Consider the following 16,751-nt stretch of genomic DNA (forward strand, 5'->3'; position numbering starts at 1 on the left):
GCCCGAGACTGGGGATCGTGAACCGCACCGATCGCAAGCTCCGTGCCCTCGCCGCCGCCGCGGACCGGGACCTCCTCGACCCCCTGGCCGGGTTCGTCGACCTCGCCGGCCTCCGCGAAGCCGTCGAGGACCTCACCAAGGCCTTCGCCCCGCTCGGGCGCGTCCAGCACACCGTCGCCGCCAAGGCCTGCGGGCTCGCGCCCGTCCTGCGCTACCTCGCCGATCTCGGGGTCGACGCCGAGGTCGCGAGCCCCGGCGAGACGGCGGTCGCCGAAGCCGCCGGCATCCGCGGCGCTCGGCTCGTGCTCGACTCCCCCGCCAAGACGACGGCCGAGCTCGCGCACGCCCTGGCCGAGGGCACCGCGATCAACGCCGACAACTTCCAGGAGCTCGCCCGCATCGACGACCTGGTCGGCCAAGACCCACGCTCGGTCCTCGGCCTGCGGATCAACCCCCAGGTCGGGGCCGGCCGGATCGGCGACACCAGCACCGCGACCGCGACGTCGAAGTTCGGCATTCCGTTGCGGGACAACCGAACCCGCATCGTCGAAGCCTTCGCGGAACGTCCGTGGCTGACCCGGCTGCACGTCCACGTCGGCTCGCAGGGCTGCCCGCCGGAGCTGATGGCCGAGGGCGTCGCCGCCGTGCACGACCTCGCCGAAGAGATCAACACCCACCGGCGGCAGGTCACCAGTCTCGACCTCGGCGGCGGCCTGCCGGTCGACTTCGCCTCCGAGGACCCCGGCCCCACTTACGCCGACTACGTGGCAACACTCTTGGCGAAGGTCCCCGCGCTCGCCGACGGGCGCTACTCCTTCGTCACCGAGTTCGGCCGGTCCCTGCTGGCGAAGAACGGGTTCCTCGTCAGCACCGTCGAGTACACGAAGGTCGCCGGCGGCCGGCCCATCGCCGTGACGCACGCGGGCGCGCAGGTCGCGGCCCGCACGGTGCTGCAGCCGGAACACTGGCCGCTGCGCCTCACCGCGCTCGACGCCCAGGGCCGCCCGAAGACCGGACTCGAAGTGCCGCAGGACATCGCCGGCCCGTTGTGCTTCGCGGGCGACCTCCTGGCGAAGGAACGGCCGCTGCCGCTGCTCGAGCCCGGCGACCTCGTCGTCGCCCACGACACCGGCGCGTACTACTTCGGCGCGCACTACGCGTACAACACGCTGCCGCGCCCGGCCGTGCACGGCTTCACGGTGTCCGCGCACGGACACGTGGAGTTCACGCCGATCCGCCGCGCGCAGTCCCTGGCCGAGCTGGTCGCGGACGCGGGCGCCGAATACGTCGGAGCGCTCCCGGAAGCGTGATCACCGGCGTACCATCCGGGCACGCCGAGGAAGGGCTGCCATGGGGGACAGTCGGGAACTACCGCGGTTCGCCGCGCTTCAGGTGGGCATCGTCGTCGCGGTCCAGGCCGTGGTGCTGACCGCGCTGTCCGGCCGTTTCGGCTTCCACCGCGACGAGCTGTACTTCGTCGCGGCGGGCCACCGGCCGGACTGGGGTTACGTCGACAACCCGCCGATCACGCCGTGGCTCGCCCGCGCGTCGACGGCGGTGTTCGGCGAGACGCCGACCGGTCTGCGGGTCGTCGCGACCCTGCTCGGCGTGGCGACAGTCGTGGTCGTCACGCTGATCGCCCGCGAGTTCGGCGGCGGCCGCGGCGCGCAGCTCTTCACCGCGCTCGCGACGGCGTTGTCGTCGTACGTGCTGGTGATCTCCCACATGCTCGCCACGAACTCCGCGGACCTGCTGCTGTGGTCGCTGATCGCCTTGTCCGGCCTGAAGCTCCTGCGCACCGGCGACGGTCGCTGGTGGCTCGCGGTCGGGGCCGCCGCCGGGGTCGGCATGGCGAACAAGTGGCTGGTCCTGCTCCTGCTGTCCGGGCTGGGTGTCGGTGTCCTCGTCGCCGGGCCGCGCCGGGTGCTGCGGAGCCGGTGGCTCGCGGCCGGGATCGGAATCGCGGCCCTGCTGACCGCGCCGGTCGTGCTCTGGCAGGCGCGGCACGGCTGGCCGATGCTCACCGTCGCCGGCGGGATCAGCGAGGACGACGGCGGCGAGAACCGGGCGCTGTTCGTGCCGATGCAGCTGGTCCTGCTCTCGCCGGTGCTGGTGCCGGTGTGGGTCGCCGGGCTCGTGCGGCCGTGGCGTGACCCGGCGCTGCGCTGGGCCCGCGCCCTGGCGATCGCCTACCCGGTGGTCTGCGTCGAACTCGTCGCCCTGGGCGGGAAGCCGTATTACGCCATCCCGCTCCTGCTGCCGCTCGTCGCGCTCGGCGCCGACCCGGCACTGCGGTGGCTGCGGCGCGGCGGAACGGCGCGGCGGGCGCTCACCGGCGCGGCGACCGCGGTCTGCCTGGTCGTGTCCGTCCTCATCGGACTTCCGGTCGTGCCGCCGCCGGCGCTCGACGGGGTGCTGCTGGCGATGAACAAGGAGCCCGGTGAGCAGGTCGGCTGGCCGGAGTTCACCGACACGGTCGCCGGCGCCTGGGCACGGATCCCGGCTACCGAACGGGACACGGCGGTGATCGTCGCCGGGAACTACGGCGAAGCGGGCGCGATCGAACACTACGGGCCCACGCGCGGGCTGCCCCAGCCGTATTCACCGCACATGTCCTACGCGGACTGGGGCCCGCCACCGGACCGGCTCGTCGGCCCGGTGCTGCTCGTCGGCGGCTTCGAGCGTGGCTCCCCCGCGGCGCACCTGATCACCGGGTGCCGGGTGGTGGCCAAGAACCGCACGGCCGGCGGCGTCGACAACGACGAGAACGGCACCCCGATCTCGTTGTGCACGCTGACCGAGCCGTGGTCGACCGCCTGGCCGAAGCTGCGCCAGTTCTACTGAGCCCGCTACCCTCGGGCGCATGGTGGCGACGCGCACGGCGGTGGCCGTGCTGGGGGCGGGCCCGGCCGGGCTCACGGTGGCGAACCTCCTGCGGCGCGCGGGGATCGGCTGCGTGCTGCTGGAGACCGAGAGCCGGGCGTTCATCGAGCAGCGGCCGCGGGCTGGGTTCATCGAAGAGTGGGCAGTCCGCGGGCTCGAGCAACGCGGCCTCGGCGAGCAGCTCGTCGCGAAGGCGCCGCGGCACGAGAAGTTCGAGTTCCGCTTCGCCGGGCGGCGGCGGGAGTTCCGCTACGGCGACGTCACCGGGCAGCGGCATTTCGTGTACCCGCAACAACTCCTGGTGACGGACCTGGTCACGCAGTACACCGAAGCCGGCGGCGAAGCGGTCTTCGAGGTCTCCGACGTCGCCCTGCACGACCTGACGTCGGACTCCCCCGCCGTCACGTTCCGGACCGCCGAGGGCGAGCACCGGCTCGATTGTGACTTCGTCGCCGGCTGCGACGGCGCCCGGGGTGTCTCCCAGGGGTACCTGCCACCGGAAACCACGGTGAAGTCCCACCACGACTACGGAATCGGCTGGCTGGCGCTGCTCGCGGAGGCGCCGCCGTCAGCCGACGGTGCGCTGTTCGGCATCCACCCGCGCGGGTTCGCCGCGCACATGGCGCGCACGCCGACGGTGACCCGCTTCTACCTGCAGACCGAGCCGGGCGAGACCGAGGCGGACTGGCCCGACGAGCGCGTCTGGCAGGAGCTGCACGCGCGGCTCACCGTGCCCGGCGGCGAAATCATCGACGGCGAGCTGGTCGAGAAGCGGCTCCTCGACATGCACAACTACGTCGTGGAGCCGATGTCGCACGGCCGGCTGCACCTGGCCGGCGAGTCCGCGCACCTCGTGGCGCCGATCGCGGCGAAGGGCATGAACCTCGCCCTGCACGACGCGTTCCTGCTCAGCGAAGCGTTCGAGGCGCACTACGCGGGGGACCCGGCGAAGCTGGCCGGGTACTCCGCCGCCTGCCTGCCGCTGATCTGGCAGTACCAGGAGTTTTCGCTGTGGCTGTCCGACATCTTCCACCACACCGCGACCGCGGGCGGAAACCCGTTCCTGGCGCGCATCGCGGAAGCCCGGATGCGCCGCCTGCTGGGTTCGCCCGCGGCCGCGGCGGCGTTCGCGGAGCTCTACATCGGCAAGAACGCCGACCTCTAGCTCCAGGCGATCTTGAACACCCACGCGAACCGGCCGGACTGCCGGGCCGCGGCCGGGACGTCGATCACCAGCGCGCCGTTTTCGACGCTCCAGTGCAGGTTCCCGCGATAGCCGAGCAGCGACACCCGGTCCCCCGCGCGGATCGGCACCGGCGCGTCGACCACCAGCCGGCTGGCCGGCGCCGCCAGCGAGTGCACGTAGAACGCCTCGTTCTGCTTGACCGTGAACCGCAGGTCGCCGAGCTGGGCCATCCGTGACCAGTACGTCGTGCCGTAGATGGCTTCGCCGTTGACCTTCAGCCACGCGCCCGCGTCACGCAGGTGCTTCTGCATGACGTCCGGGATGGTGCCGTCGAAGTCCGGGCCGATGTCGAGCAGGAAGTTGCCGTTCTTCGAGACGATGTCGACCAGCGTCCGGACGACCTCCTCCGCCGTCATGTACTTGTCGTCCGGCGTCGCACGGTTGTAGCCGTAGGAGAATGGGTCGAGGCCACGGCTCGCCTCCCACTTCGCCACCACGGTGTTCGGGTACGTCGTGTACTCCGGCGTGGTGAAGTCGTGGTCGGGGATGCCGCCGCGGTCGTTGTAGGTGACGTCCTTGGGGCGCTTGCGGTTCTTCGCGTGGTTGAAGTACTCCGAGACCACCGCGCGGGAGTCGTTGTCACCGCCGATGTCGAACCACAGCACGTCCGGGTCGAACTCCGAGATCAGCTCCAGCACCTGCGGCGCCTGGTAGTCGCGGACGAAGTCCTTTCCGGCCGTGTACCCGGTGTAGGGCAGCGGCGCGCCGGTGTAGGGGTTGCGCGGCGCGTGGCCCATCCACGGGTGGTCCGGGTTGAACCACTCGGGCAGGGAGAAGTACAAGCCGTTGCGCAGCTGCGGGGTGTACTTGCGCGACGCGGTGAAGAGCTCGTCGATGATGTTCCGGCGCGGGCCGAGCTTGACGGAGTTGCGGTCGCTGACCTTCGTGTCCCACAACGCGAAGCCGTCATGGTGCTTCGAGGTCAGGACGTAGTACTCGGCGCCCGCGTCGGCGATCAGCTTCAGCCAGCTGCGCGGGTCGAACTTCGCCGCGGTGAACATCGGGATGAAGTCGTCGTAGGCGAAGTCCTCGCCGTACTTCTCGCGGTGGTAGGCGTAGGTCGCGCCGTTGGGGTCCTGCTGGTTCTGCCAGTACCACTCCGCGTACTGCTGCCCGACCGGCGCCCACGCGGGCACGGCGTACACACCCCAGTGGATGAAGATGCCGAACTTGCTGTCGGTGAACCAGTACGGCGCCCGGTGCGTCGACAGCGACGCGTCGGTCGGCCGGAAGTCGGGGACGCCGAGGGTGACCGGCACCTGCTGGGTGGCGAGCGTGCCGCGCCCGGCCGTGACGCGGAGCTGGCCGTTCGTGGTGGTGCCCGGAGGAACGGACGCGTTCGGCGCCAGCCCGAGCCGGACGGTCGCCTGCTCCCCCGGGGCCAGCGCGCGGATGGTCGCCGGGACCGTGGTCCGGCCGCCCGGCACGTCGAGGGTGACGGCGATCCGGTCGCGGGCGCCGAGCCACACCGTGCCCGCGTTGACGACGGTCGCTTCGGCCGCCTGCGGACCGCCTTCGGTAAGCAGGTTGGCGGTCGAGCGGCCGTCGAGGATCAGGGCGGAGCGGCCGACCGCCACCGGCTGCAGGGTCAGCGCGAAGACGTGCAGGCTGGCGACGTTCGGCGCGGGGTTCGCGGTCGTGGGCAGGGTCAGCGCGACGGCGTCGCGGGCCGGATCGACCCAGACCTGGCCGGTGGCCAGGGAAACCGGGTTGTTGTCGACGACCCCGCCGGGCGCGTACCGGAACGGCGAGACCAGCGCGCCGGTGCCGGTGTACCAGTCGGGGCCGGAGAGGGAGCCGGTGCTCGTGCTGCCGTCGGCGTAGTGCACGGTCGCGGTGCCGCCGGTCGTGCCGTAGCTGGCCGCGACCAGGAAGTACGCGACGAAGTAGCGGCCCTTCGGCAGGTCGATCGTCTGGCCGGTGGCGGCGATGTTGTTCTTGGCGCCGGCGGCGGCCGAGCCGAGGGTGAACGGCACGCCGCTGACGTTCGTGGTCCGCCCGGCCGGCAGGTGTTCGGCCGGGAAGGTGTACCCGGAGCCGTCGAAGTCACCACCGGTGGCCGACGCGCTGTCGATGCCGTCGTTGGAGAACCACGTGTCGAGCGCGACGGGGACGGGCGGCGGAGGCGGGACGATCGGGGTGTCGGGGCGGTCGGGGGCGGCGTCCACGGGCACGGCCGCGCCGGCCGTGGTGCGGCCGGCCGCGCTCAAGGCCACGGCGCCCCCCAGGGCGATGCCGAGCGCTTGACGGCGGGGGAAGGTCGACACTGAACCTCCAAGGATCGGATGACTACGGCGGAATGACGACAGAGTTCGCCCCTTGCTGGCCGATCTGTCGATGGCGGAGCTGATTCATCCGATGAATGACCCTGCTCGCTGCGCCTCCCGGTGTCAAGAGGCGATCGAAGTGAACCGGCTGCGTGGTGGGCCCGTAGTCCTGAGTGACGAGCTGCAGCAACTCGACGTCAGACCCAGCCGCGACGAAAGGCCAGACCATGTCCATCTATCCGAACGCGCTGAGCCGCCGCGCGATCGCCATGCTCAAGGCGGTCGCCGACGGACGCGCCGAGCTCCGCTGCAGCTGCGAACCCGACCTCCGCGTGGACGGGCTGTCGTGCTGCGACCAGACCACCGCCCACGACCTCGCCCGCGCCGGCCTGATCCGCGCGGCCACGCTCGTCGCGCCCGGCCGGTGGGCGCCCGCCGAACTGACCGACGCCGGGCACCGCGCGCTCGGCGCCGCGTTCCCCACCGCTGCTTGAGCCTCCCGCTCGAACACCGCGAAGGCCACCTTCGAAGCCCGAAGGTGGCCTTCCCGACATCCGGGCCCCCGCACGAGAAACCTCGGGTGAGGCCTGAACCCGCCCGGGCCGGCGGGCACCCGCCGAACCGACCAACACCGGGCACCGCGCGCCCGGCGCCGCGTTCCCCACCGCCGCTTGACCCCTCCCGCTCGAACACCGCGAAGGCCACCTCCGAAGCCCGAAGGTGGCCTTCCCGGCATCCGGGCCCCCGCACGAGAAACCTCGGGAACGGCCTGAACCGGTCCGGGCCGGTGGCCGTGCTCTGGGTGAGGGCGTCTCGCACACGCCCTCCGGAGTCGCCACGACGCAAACGATCCGGGCCAGCCTCCGCCCGATCGGGACCGGGCCACTCCGGCGAGCGGCCGTCGCGGCAACGGCCACCTCGCGCGGGCCCGTCCGGCATCCCCAGAATCCCGGACGGGCCCGCCCCGACCCACCGTGCGAACTGTCCGGGATCTTGTCCACCCCGCTCACCTGATCAGCGGTCCCTAGCCCGGAGCAGCCTCGCCACTGTGGGTGTATGCGACGCATCCTGGCTGTGAGCGCGGCGGTTCTGGCGGGGTTCGGCATCCTCACCGCTTCCGGAGACGCAAACCCCGAAAGCGCCTTCCCGGTGGTCGCGGAGCACGCGGTCGGCGGCTGGGTCGGCACCTGGGCCGCGGCACCCGCGTCCGGGGTCGTGAACACCCCGGACGGCTATCCCGGTTACTCGATCCGCAACGTCGTGCACTCCAGCGCCGGCGGCGGCCGGGCCCGCGTCCACCTCTCGAACGCCTTCGGCGCCAGTCCCCTGACCTTCGGCCACGTCACCCTCGCGGTCCAGAGCGCCGGCCCGGACGCCGTGCCCGGCACCCTGCGGTCGCTGACCTTCGGCGGCGCGGCGAGCGTCGTGGTCCCCGCCGGCGCCGAGGCGCTGAGCGACCCGGTGACCGTCGCCGTCCCGGCCGACGCCAACCTGCTCGTCACGACCTACGTCCCCACGAAGTCCGGCCCGGTCACCTATCACCCGGCCGCTTCGCAGACGTCGTACTTCACCCGCGCGGGGGACTTCGCCGGCAGCGAGTCCGGCGCGCCCTACACCGAGCAGACGGCCGTCTGGCACTACGTCACCGGCGTCGACGTCCAGGGCCGGGCCGAGGCTTCGATCGTGACGCTCGGCGACTCGATCACCGACGGCGTCGGCTCGACCGCCGGGGCCAACCACCGCTGGCCCGACTACCTCGCCGACCGCCTGCACGGCCGCTTCGGCGTGCTCAACGCGGGGATCAGTGCCAACCGGCTGCTGCTCGACGTGCCCGGCGACGACCACGGCCAGAACGCGTTGTCCCGCTTCGACCGCGACGTCCTGAGCGTCGGCGGCGTGCGGACGCTGATCGTCATGGAAGGCATCAACGACATCCAGCAGGACCCGCACCAGACCGACCCGGGCGCGATCACCTCGGCCTACCGCCAGCTGGTCGCGCAGGCCCACGCGCGCGGGATCCGCGTCCTCGGCGCGACGCTCACGCCGTTCAAGGGCTGGCGCGTCTACGACGAAACCCTCGAGGCGACCCGCACCGCCGTGAACACGTTCATCCGCACCAGCGGACTGTTCGACGGCGTCGTCGACTTCGACGCGGCGGTACGCGACCCGGCCGACCCGCTGCGGATGCTGCCGGCCTACGACTCGGGCGACCACCTGCACCCGGGCGACGCGGGCTACGCGCGGATGGCCGCGGCGGTCCGCCTAGACCGGCTGTGAGCGCGGGATGAACAGCACCGCCACCAGGCTCACCAGGGCCACGGCGACCAGGTAGAGCGACACCGAAAGCGACGTCCCGGTCGAGGCCTGCAACTGGGCCGCGATCAGGGGCGCGAACGCGCCGCCGAGCACCGCGCCCACCGCGTAGGAGAACGACGCGCCGCTGTAGCGGTAGCGCGGCTCGAACAGCTCCGCGAATAACGCCGACTGCGGCCCGTACGTCGCGCCGAGGCCGATGTTCAGCACCACCACGGCCACGATCAGCCAGACCGCGGCCTTCGTGTCCACCAGCAGGAAGAACGGGATCGGCCAGACCACCAGCAGCACCGACCCGGACAGGTACACCGGCTTGCGGCCGACCCGGTCCGACCAGGCGGCCGACGCCAGGATGGCGGCCAGCCACGTCACGCTGCCGACGATGACGACCACCAGCAGCGTCGTGCGGTCGATCTTCAGCACCGACGTGCCGTAGGACAGCAGGTAGGCCAGGAAGATGTACCCGATCGCCGTGTTCGCGACGAAGCTGCCCGAGGCGACCAGCACCGCGCGCGGCCGTTCGCGGAAGACGTCGACCATCGGCCGCCGGCTGCGGGTTTCGGCTCGGCGCAACTGCGCGAACACCGGCGTCTCCTCGATCCGCAGCCGGATGACCAGGCCGACGCCGACGAGCACGATGCTCGCCAGGAACGGCACCCGCCAGCCCCACGCCGCGAACTGCGCGTCGGTCAGCGCGCGGCCGAGGACGAAGAACATCAGCTGCGCCAGGATCAGCCCGGCCGGGACGCCGATCTGCGAAAACGCGCCGTACCGGCCGCGCCGGCCGGGCGGCGCGTGCTCGACGGCCATCAGCGCCGCGCCACCCCATTCGCCGCCCGCGCTGAGCCCCTGCAGCAGCCGCAGGACGAGCAGCAGGACCGGCGCCCAGACGCCGATCGCGGAGTACGTCGGCAGCAGGCCGACGCCGACGGTCGCCACCCCCATCAGGACCAGGGACAGGACCAGCATCGCCTTCCGGCCCACGCGGTCGCCGAAGTGGCCCCACAGGATCCCGCCGACCGGGCGGGCCAGGAACCCCACGCCGAGCGTGGCGAACGCGGCCAGCGTGCCGGACGCCGGCGAGAGCGAGGTGAAGAAGAGCTTGCCGAACACGAGCGCCGTGGCCGTGCTGTAGATGAAGTAGTCGTACCACTCGATCGTGGTGCCGACCGCGCTGGCCACGGCGACCCGCCGCAGCTGCCGCCCCGCGGCGGCCGGGGCGCTCACCAACCGCTCGGCGCGGCCGCGGGGACCAGGTCGTCGGCGAGCAGGTCCATCAGCAGCCCGTCGTGCCAGCTGCCGTCGAGCCCGCGCTCGTAGGAGCGCATCGTGCCGACGGGCCGGAAGCCGAGGGACTGGTAGAGCTTGATCGCGGCCTTGTTGTCCGCGGCCGGGTCGATCACCACCCGGTGGTGGCCACCGGTGGTGAACAGGTGCTCGGCCAGCGTCCGGATGGCGTCCGAGCCGAAGCCCTTGCCCTGCCAGTCGGGGTGCACCGCGATGTCGATGCCGGCGTGCCGGTACTGCGGGTCGGCTTCTTCGAAGGCGAGCTCGATGCCCACGACGGTGGCGTCGGCGTCGTCGAGCTCGATGGCGTAGGTCGTGGTGCCCTCGTCGGGGTCCAGCAGGTAGGACACCTGGGCGGCCACCGGCTCCTCGGCGTCGGCCCACCAGCGGGCGACTTCGGGATGCGACAGGATCTCCTCGAACCGGGCGGCGTCCGAGGCGGCGGCAGGCCGCAGCCGGACACGGCTACCGGTGATCAGGCCGGTCATCGGCCCAGTGTCGACCCCCGGCGGCCGTCTGTCGAGCGGTGCCGCCGCCGGTCAGCCGTCCATGTCGGTGTCCGAGTCGTCCCGCCGCGGCCGCTTCGTGGGCCGCGAGTCGTCCGGCGAGATCGGCGAGTGCACCGGTCCCGAGTTCGACGGACCCGCGTTCGACGGCCCGGCATTCGACGGACCGGCGTGGGACGGCCCGGCGTGCTGGCCACCGGCCGGCGCCGGGATCTCCTGCCACGAGTGCCACGGCCCGCCCTGCTTGGCGAACCCCGGATCGTTGCGGTCCCAGTAGGCGCGGTCGGCGCCGTCGCTCGGGTGCGGGCTCTTGTAGCGGTCTTCGCTCGAACCGCTCGCGTTGGAGCGTTCCTTGGACTCGATGCCGTGGTAGGTGTCGGTCTGCCGGTTGTGCTCGAGGTTCTCCTGCCGGGTCCGGTGCATGCCTTCGCGGTTCCAGTTCGAGCCCGCGGCCTCGTCGTGCCCGAGCACGCCGTTCTTGTGGCCCTTGATCTCGCTGCCGCTCGCGCCGGTGTAGTTCTCCCCAGGCTGCTTGGTGTCGAACCGCCGGTTCGGGTCCATCAGCCACTTCTTGTCGGCCGTCTTCCCGGCCGGGACCGGCGACAGCGCGGCGTCCTTCCACAGCGGGAGCATGTTGCCGTGGTCGTGCTTGGGGTTCTCGTAACCGGCCGCGGTCCGCCGGTCGTACTTCTGCTTGTTCGTGCCCGGCTTCTTCGCGCCGTACTTCCCGCCCGGCGACATCTGCTGGTAGAGCCGTCCGCCCGGCGAATACTCCGTGACGACGTTGTTCGGCACGTTCGTGTTGATCTTCAGGTTCGGTTTGCCGCCCTTGCCGCCGGGCGGGTTGGCCGCGCCCTGCGCGCTGGTGCCGCCGTTGCCCGTGCAGCTCTGCGGGCCGAGCCCGAGCGGGTCGACCCACGCGTGCGGGTTCTCGACGTAGGCGTGCGGGTTCGGCCCGGCGCCCAGCCCGATCGGGTCCGGGCTCGCGTACCGCCCGGTCGCCGGGTCGTAGTAGCGGAAGAAGTTGTAGTGCAAGCCGCTCTCGGCGTCGAAGTACTGCCCGGCGAACCGCAGCGGCGTGCCGGCCCCGGTCCGGGTCTCGTCGACCGTTTCACCCCACAGGCTCAGCCGCCCGAACCAGGCGACCGAGCCCCGGTCGTCGACGAGCTCGGCGGGCGCCCCCGAAGGCTCGGCCACGACGACGTGGAACTGCTCCCCGAGCAGCTCCTGCGGCGAGCGGAACAACCGCTCCCGCTGGAGCACCGGCTGGTGGCTGTCCGGCTCGTAGTCCCAGACCGTGATCCGGGTGCCGGTGCCGTCCGAGCGGGTCTGCTCGACGAGCACCTGGTCGTCCCAGCTGAACTCGACCCGCTCGACGACGCCGACGCCGTCCGGGGCGAGCCGCTCCTTGCCGATCCGCCGGCCGAGCGGGTCGTAGGTGTAGCGCCACTGCGTGCCGTCCGGGGTCCGAACCCCGGCGAGCCGGTCCTGCGGGCCCCAGGCGTACTGCCAGGTCCCCGCGTCCCCGCTCTCGCGGAGCACGAGCCGGCCCCGGTCGTCGTGGGTGAAGCGGGTCCGCCCGGCCGTCCGGACGACCGAGCCCGCGAACGTCCGCGGCCCGAGGGCGTCCTGGCCGGTGGCGGTGGGCCAGACGGCGTCGGTGACGTTGCCCGCGACGTCGTAGGCGTACCGCTCGGACCAGCGCGGAGCCTGCACGCCGACGACGCGGGCCCGCTGGTCGAGCGTGAACGCGCGTGGCCCGGTGAGCCGGTCCTGGACGCCGCTCAGCGCGCCGTCCGGCAGGTAGGCGTACGTGCGCTGCTGGTTGAGCTGTCCGGTCGCGCCGGTGATCGTCTGGGACTGCAGCCGGGCGTCCGGCGTCCACGTCTGGGTGACCGCCGCACCGGTGTCGAGCGCGCGCCGGACCTCGCGGCCGGCGAGGTCATGATCGAAGCGCAGGGTGCGGCCGGCCGCGTGCACGGCCAGCGGCCGGTCGTTCGGGTCGTACTCCCAGACGCTTTCGGCGCCGGACGGCGTCCGCCGCCCGACGCGGCGGCCCAGGGCGTCGTAAGCCGTCTCGGTCGTGCGGCCGTCGATCGTCTCCGCGGTGACCCGCCCGACGGCGTCGCGCTGGAACGACACCCGCGTGCGGCCGTCTTCGACCGCCATGAGGTGCCCGGCGGTGCTGAAGGAGTACCGGGTCGTGACCGCGCCGCAGGTGTGCTCGACGACGTTGCCCACCAGGTCGTAGCCGAAGGTGGTGGTCTCCCCCGCATGCGTCCGGGAGAGGAGCTGCCCGGCGGCGTCGTAGCGGTAGTCGACGACCGCGCCGCCGAAGTCCGTCTCGCGCACCAGGTTCCCGGCCGCGTCGTAGTCGTAGCGCCAGACCAGGCCCTGCTCGTTCGTGACGGCGGTGAGCCGCAGCCGGGTGTCGTAGGCGAACTCGACGCGGGTGCCGTCCGGCCGGATCTCGGCCGAGGGCAGATCGAAGTGCGTGGTCTGGGCGCGGGTGACGCTCCCGGTCGCGCCGGTGTGCGACACGCTGTTGCCTTCGCCGTCGAACATCCACTGCTCCACGGCGCCGGTCGGGTGCCGGTGCCAGGCGAGGCGGCCGTCGACGGTGTAGCCGAAGCGCTCCACGGCGCCGAGCGGGTCGGTGATCGCGCGGATGCGGCCGAACAGGTCGCGCTCGTACCGCGTGACCGCGCCGAGCCGGTCGGTGGTCGCGATCGGCAGGCCGCCGGCGTCGGTCTCGACGCGCAGGGTGTTGCCCAGCGCGTCGGTGACGGCGGAGACGTTCCCGGCGTCGTCATAGGTGTAGCGGGTCGTCGCGCCGGCCGGGTCGGTGACCGCGGTGAGGCCGCCGCGCTCGTCGTACTCCCAGCGCGTGACGACGCCCGGTGCCTCCGACATCGACAGCGGCAGGCCGAAGCGGTTGCGCTCGAAGGTGACCTGCGCGCCGTCCGGGCGGGTGATCGCCGCCAGGTTCCCCGCGCCGTCGTAGCTGTAGGCGGTGGTGCGGCCGAGCTGGTCGGTGCGGCTCAGCAGCCGGTCGTGGGCGTCCCACTCGCTGAGGATCGCGCCGCCGAGCGGGTCGACCTCCTTGACGACCTGGCCGGCTTCGTTCATGTGGAACTCGGTGGTGTGCCCCAGCGAGTCCGTCGAGTGGGTGACCCGGTTTTCCGTGTCGTAGCGCAGGGTTCCGGTGAAGAAGCCGCCGGCGCCTTCGGTGCGGACGCACCGTCCACTGTGGTCGTAGGTGTAGCGGTACCACTCGCCGTTGCGGTCGGTCCAGCCGATGATCCGGCCGTCGGCGTCGTAGGTGTAGCGGAACGCCTGCCCGGACGCGTTCGTCACGGCGGTGAGCCGTCCGTCGGTGTAGCCGTAGCGCATCAGCTCGACTTCGGTGCCGTCGGCGCCGACCGCGTGCATCGCCGTGACGAGGCCGCCCTCGGTTTCGAACCGGACGGCGTGCCCGCCGCTGTGCCGGATCGCCGTGGGCACGCCGTGCTCGTCGTACTCGAACGCGATGCGGTTGCCGTGCCGGTCGGTGGCCGAGGCCAGCGGCAGTTCCGGCCCGCCGGGGGCGAAGTAGAGGACGAGCGCCTGCTCGAAGTCCTCGATCAGGTAGCCGCCGTCTTCGGTGCGGGTGAGGCGCCGGTCGGGGCCCTGGCCGCTGGTCGTCCAGCCGCCGACGACCGGGTGCGGGTACTCCTGGATCGTGCCGTCGGCCGCGGCGAACGTGACGCCGGTGTCGTCGACCGCGAGCCGCTGGTCCACTGTGGACACCCAGCTCGCGCCGAACCGGCGTCCGGCCCGGCGGGCCGAGAAGTGGGTGCGCTCGACGAGCAGCGGCAGGACGCCGTAGAACTCGGCGTCGACCTCGCTCATCACCATCTGCCCGCTGGAGACGTCGATGGGGTCGTTCTCGCAGCGCAGGTTGTCCTGGGAACGCGGGTTGGGCTTCTCGTCCTTCAGCGGCGGCGGGCTGTCCTTGCCCTTGCCGCCCTTGCCGCCCGAGCCGGGGCCGTCGAGGCCGCGCGACCCGGTCGGGCCGTCGGGTGTCGGGGCCGGGCTCTTCGGGTTCTCGTCCGGGCCCTTCGACGCCGGCGGCGGGTCGCTCTTGGGTGGCGGGTCGCCCTTGGCGCCCGAGGAGTGGGTGCTGTCGTCGGGTCCCTTGCCGGCGGGCGGCGGGTCCGTCTTCGGCGGCGGCGCGTCCGGGCCACCCTTGCCCTTCGGTCCGTCGAGGCCCTTCGGGCTGCCGTTGATGTCGGCGTGCTTGGGCGCCGGCGCACCCTTGCCCGGCTTGATCTTCCGCAACGCCTTCGCCGCGTCCGAGAACAGATCCCCGGCGCGCTTGAGCAACGGGATCAGCGCCTGCAGCGCCTTCACCAGCCGCTTCGTCAAATCCGCGATCTTGGACGCCGTCTTCGCGACCGCCGTCACCACCTGCGGCACGACCCACGTCATCCCGATACCCAAGGTGAACAGCACCTGCAACGCCCAGCTGATCAGGTGCCCGACCAGCTCCGCGATGATGTCCCGCACCAGCGCCCGCACCGCCGCGACGACCTCACCGGCCGTCTTCACCCCACTGGAAGCGCCCTCGCAGCCCTTCTGCGCCGTCTCCAGCAGCGTGACGGTGTCCTGCGCACGCTGCCGGTAGGTGTCCGCGGCGTTCCCCGTCCAGGACGCGGTGTCCGCCTTGACCATCCCGAGCAGGTCTTCACCGACACTGCCCAGCTCGGTCGCGACGTTCTTCCACGTCTCCGACTGCGCGGAGATCTCGTCCGGGTTGCCGGTGAGGGCGTTGAGGGCCTCCTTGAGCGGGCCCACGTGCTCCATCAGCCAGCCCACCCCGGCCGCGAGGATCGCGCCGAACGGGTCCATCGCCATCGACAGCGCGTCCAGCGCCGTGCCGACGGCGCCGAGCGCCACCGACGCCCAATCACCGCTCTCGATCGCCGACTTCAGATCATTCGCCGACTCCAGCAGCGAGACGCCCGAATAGGCCTTCGTCGAGTCCTTGGTCTCCGCGACCAGCGGGTTCGCCACTACGCGACCTTCCTGACGTGCGAGGCGAACCGGGTCACCACGGGTTGTTGTCTTCGTCCTCCGGGCCGGCCGGCCGTCGCGGCGGCGAGGCCGGCGGGGTCGCCGCGCCTCCCGACGGGGACGGCGGCACCGGGTCCGGCTCCGCGGGCGGCGCCGGCTCGTCGGGCTCGTCCGGGTCCGGGAAGCGGCCGCGGAGGTTGTCCAGCAGCAGCGTCCGGGTCTCGCGGTCTTCGTCGCCGAGCTGCTCGGCCATGACCCCGGCGACGCGCTCGGCGATGCCGGACTGCGCGCGGCGCATGGTGGTCAGGATCTGCCGCGACAGCTCCTCCAGCGGGAACGACTTGACCTTGTTGCTGAAGGTCAGGTCGGTGACGGTGCCGTCGGCGCCGACGGTGACGCTGACCGCGCCGTCGCCGCTGGTCGCGGTCAGCCGCAGCCGGTCGGTCTGCTCCTGGGCTGCCTGGTAGCGCTCCGCCTTGGCGGCGAACCCGGCCGCCCAGTCGTCCATCCGGCGGATCGTCTCCTCCGGATCCCGCATCAGCTCCCCCAGCCCGTGGTCCGGGCTCGTCATGCCTTCGTCCTCGCTTCCGCCGCGCGCGGCGCGGCACTCAGTTGACGCTTGAACGGCTGGGCGTTGGCCTCTTCACCGTCGCGATAGGACTGCTCGGCCGTCGTGACGTTGTCCACGAGCCCGTGCACGCCGTCCGCCGCCGCCTTCAGCGCGTCCTTCGCCTGTTCCCCCGTCGGCCGGATGATCGGCGGCAGGAACGCGCACAGCAGCCCATACGCGTGGTCCGACATCGCCGTGTCGGCCGCCGAGGCGGCCGTGTCCAGGCGATCGATCAGGCTCTCCACGTGACTCGCGTGCGCGGTCAGGTCGTCCGGTTCGACTTCGAAGCCGCCGGCCGTCATGCGCTCACTTCCAATCCTGGTTCTTCCAGTCGCCGATCACCGGGGGCGCCACCGCCTCTTCCCCGGCGAAGAAGTTCGGGTCGTCGCTCTCGAGGTAATCGGCCGACTTGTGTTCCTTGTCGTCTTCCTTCTTACCGCCACGGGCGCCCGCGCCCATGCCGCCCATCCCCGGGCTGCCGGCCGCGCCGGCCTTGCCCGCCATGCCCGCGCTCCGCGCGGCCGCCGCCTCGGCTTCCGCGGCCGCGCCGGACGCCGCGCCACCGCTGAGGTTGCCGACGCCAC

General features: G+C 72.3%; 11 protein-coding genes and 1 pseudogene. 5 read left to right on the forward strand and 7 right to left on the reverse strand.

Annotation, left to right across the window (positions count from 1 at the left end; genetic code table 11):
- Positions 1 to 17: 17 nt before the first annotated feature.
- From M8542_RS46435 to M8542_RS46445, 3 genes are read left to right on the forward strand one after another with little or no spacing between them, the layout of a single operon-like run.
- On the forward strand, positions 18 to 1,310 hold the full coding sequence (locus M8542_RS46435) for a type III PLP-dependent enzyme domain-containing protein (protein WP_257926825.1): 1,293 nt from the start codon (positions 18 to 20) through the stop codon (positions 1,308 to 1,310).
- A gap of 40 nt (positions 1,311 to 1,350) precedes the next feature.
- Positions 1,351 to 2,844, forward strand: a complete 1,494-nt coding sequence (locus M8542_RS46440) for a glycosyltransferase family 39 protein (RefSeq protein ID WP_257926826.1) — start codon at positions 1,351 to 1,353, stop codon at positions 2,842 to 2,844.
- Between the two features lie 19 nt (positions 2,845 to 2,863).
- A complete protein-coding gene (locus M8542_RS46445; RefSeq protein ID WP_257926827.1) occupies positions 2,864 to 4,048 on the forward strand; it encodes a 4-hydroxybenzoate 3-monooxygenase in 1,185 nt (394 codons plus the stop codon).
- Here M8542_RS46445 and M8542_RS46450 read toward each other — a convergent pair.
- Entirely contained in the window at positions 4,045 to 6,396 is a 2,352-nt protein-coding gene (locus M8542_RS46450) for an alpha-L-fucosidase (RefSeq protein WP_257926828.1), read from the reverse strand. The two genes, M8542_RS46445 and M8542_RS46450, sit on opposite strands and share 4 nt — an antisense overlap.
- Before the next feature lie 227 nt (positions 6,397 to 6,623).
- Here M8542_RS46450 and M8542_RS46455 point away from each other — a divergent pair, with 227 nt between their 5' ends.
- Both M8542_RS46455 and M8542_RS46460 read left to right on the forward strand, forming a co-directional pair.
- Positions 6,624 to 6,890: a hypothetical protein gene (locus M8542_RS46455; protein ID WP_257926829.1), complete on the forward strand. Its 267-nt coding sequence runs from the start codon at positions 6,624 to 6,626 to the stop codon at positions 6,888 to 6,890.
- 562 nt (positions 6,891 to 7,452) lie between these two features.
- On the forward strand, positions 7,453 to 8,673 hold the full coding sequence (locus M8542_RS46460; RefSeq protein ID WP_257926830.1) for an SGNH/GDSL hydrolase family protein: 1,221 nt from the start codon (positions 7,453 to 7,455) through the stop codon (positions 8,671 to 8,673).
- On the opposite strand, the gene M8542_RS46465 is transcribed toward M8542_RS46460, so the two are convergent.
- The 6 genes and pseudogenes from M8542_RS46465 to M8542_RS46490 form a co-directional block, all read right to left on the reverse strand.
- Positions 8,659 to 9,936 (reverse strand): MFS transporter, encoded by a 1,278-nt coding sequence (locus M8542_RS46465; RefSeq protein ID WP_257926831.1) that lies wholly within the window; start codon positions 9,934 to 9,936, stop codon positions 8,659 to 8,661. The genes M8542_RS46460 and M8542_RS46465 overlap by 15 nt on opposite strands.
- A complete protein-coding gene (locus M8542_RS46470) occupies positions 9,933 to 10,484 on the reverse strand; it encodes a GNAT family N-acetyltransferase (protein ID WP_257926832.1) in 552 nt (183 codons plus the stop codon). Before M8542_RS46470 ends, M8542_RS46465 begins: the two co-directional genes overlap by 4 nt.
- Positions 10,485 to 10,535: 51 nt before the next feature.
- A complete protein-coding gene (locus M8542_RS46475; RefSeq protein WP_257926833.1) occupies positions 10,536 to 15,557 on the reverse strand; it encodes an RHS repeat-associated core domain-containing protein in 5,022 nt (1,673 codons plus the stop codon).
- A gap of 34 nt (positions 15,558 to 15,591) precedes the next feature.
- A complete protein-coding gene (locus tag M8542_RS46480; RefSeq protein WP_257926834.1) occupies positions 15,592 to 16,128 on the reverse strand; it encodes a YbaB/EbfC family nucleoid-associated protein in 537 nt (178 codons plus the stop codon).
- Complete coding sequence (locus tag M8542_RS46485) at positions 16,125 to 16,469, reverse strand: type VII secretion target (protein ID WP_257926835.1); 345 nt, start codon at positions 16,467 to 16,469, stop codon at positions 16,125 to 16,127. Before M8542_RS46485 ends, M8542_RS46480 begins: the two co-directional genes overlap by 4 nt.
- A gap of 4 nt (positions 16,470 to 16,473) precedes the next feature.
- Positions 16,474 to 16,751, reverse strand: a pseudogene (locus tag M8542_RS46490) (hypothetical protein); the annotation flags it as partial.

Source organism: Amycolatopsis iheyensis (assembly GCF_024703995.1).
In the GTDB taxonomy this organism is placed as follows: domain Bacteria; phylum Actinomycetota; class Actinomycetes; order Mycobacteriales; family Pseudonocardiaceae; genus Amycolatopsis; species Amycolatopsis iheyensis.

Bases quoted from the DNA above. Each gene is read 5' to 3' on its own strand.
- M8542_RS46445 (WP_257926827.1), top strand. From the start codon at position 2,864: ATGGTGGCGACGCGCACGGCGGTGGCCGTGCTGGGGGCGGGCCCGGCC.
- M8542_RS46460 (WP_257926830.1), top strand. From the start codon at position 7,453: ATGCGACGCATCCTGGCTGTGAGCGCGGCGGTTCTGGCGGGGTTCGGC.
- M8542_RS46470 (WP_257926832.1), bottom strand. From the start codon at position 10,484: ATGACCGGCCTGATCACCGGTAGCCGTGTCCGGCTGCGGCCTGCCGCC.
- M8542_RS46440 (WP_257926826.1), top strand. From the start codon at position 1,351: ATGGGGGACAGTCGGGAACTACCGCGGTTCGCCGCGCTTCAGGTGGGC.
- M8542_RS46485 (WP_257926835.1), bottom strand. From the start codon at position 16,469: ATGACGGCCGGCGGCTTCGAAGTCGAACCGGACGACCTGACCGCGCAC.
- M8542_RS46480 (WP_257926834.1), bottom strand. From the start codon at position 16,128: ATGACGAGCCCGGACCACGGGCTGGGGGAGCTGATGCGGGATCCGGAG.
- M8542_RS46455 (WP_257926829.1), top strand. From the start codon at position 6,624: ATGTCCATCTATCCGAACGCGCTGAGCCGCCGCGCGATCGCCATGCTC.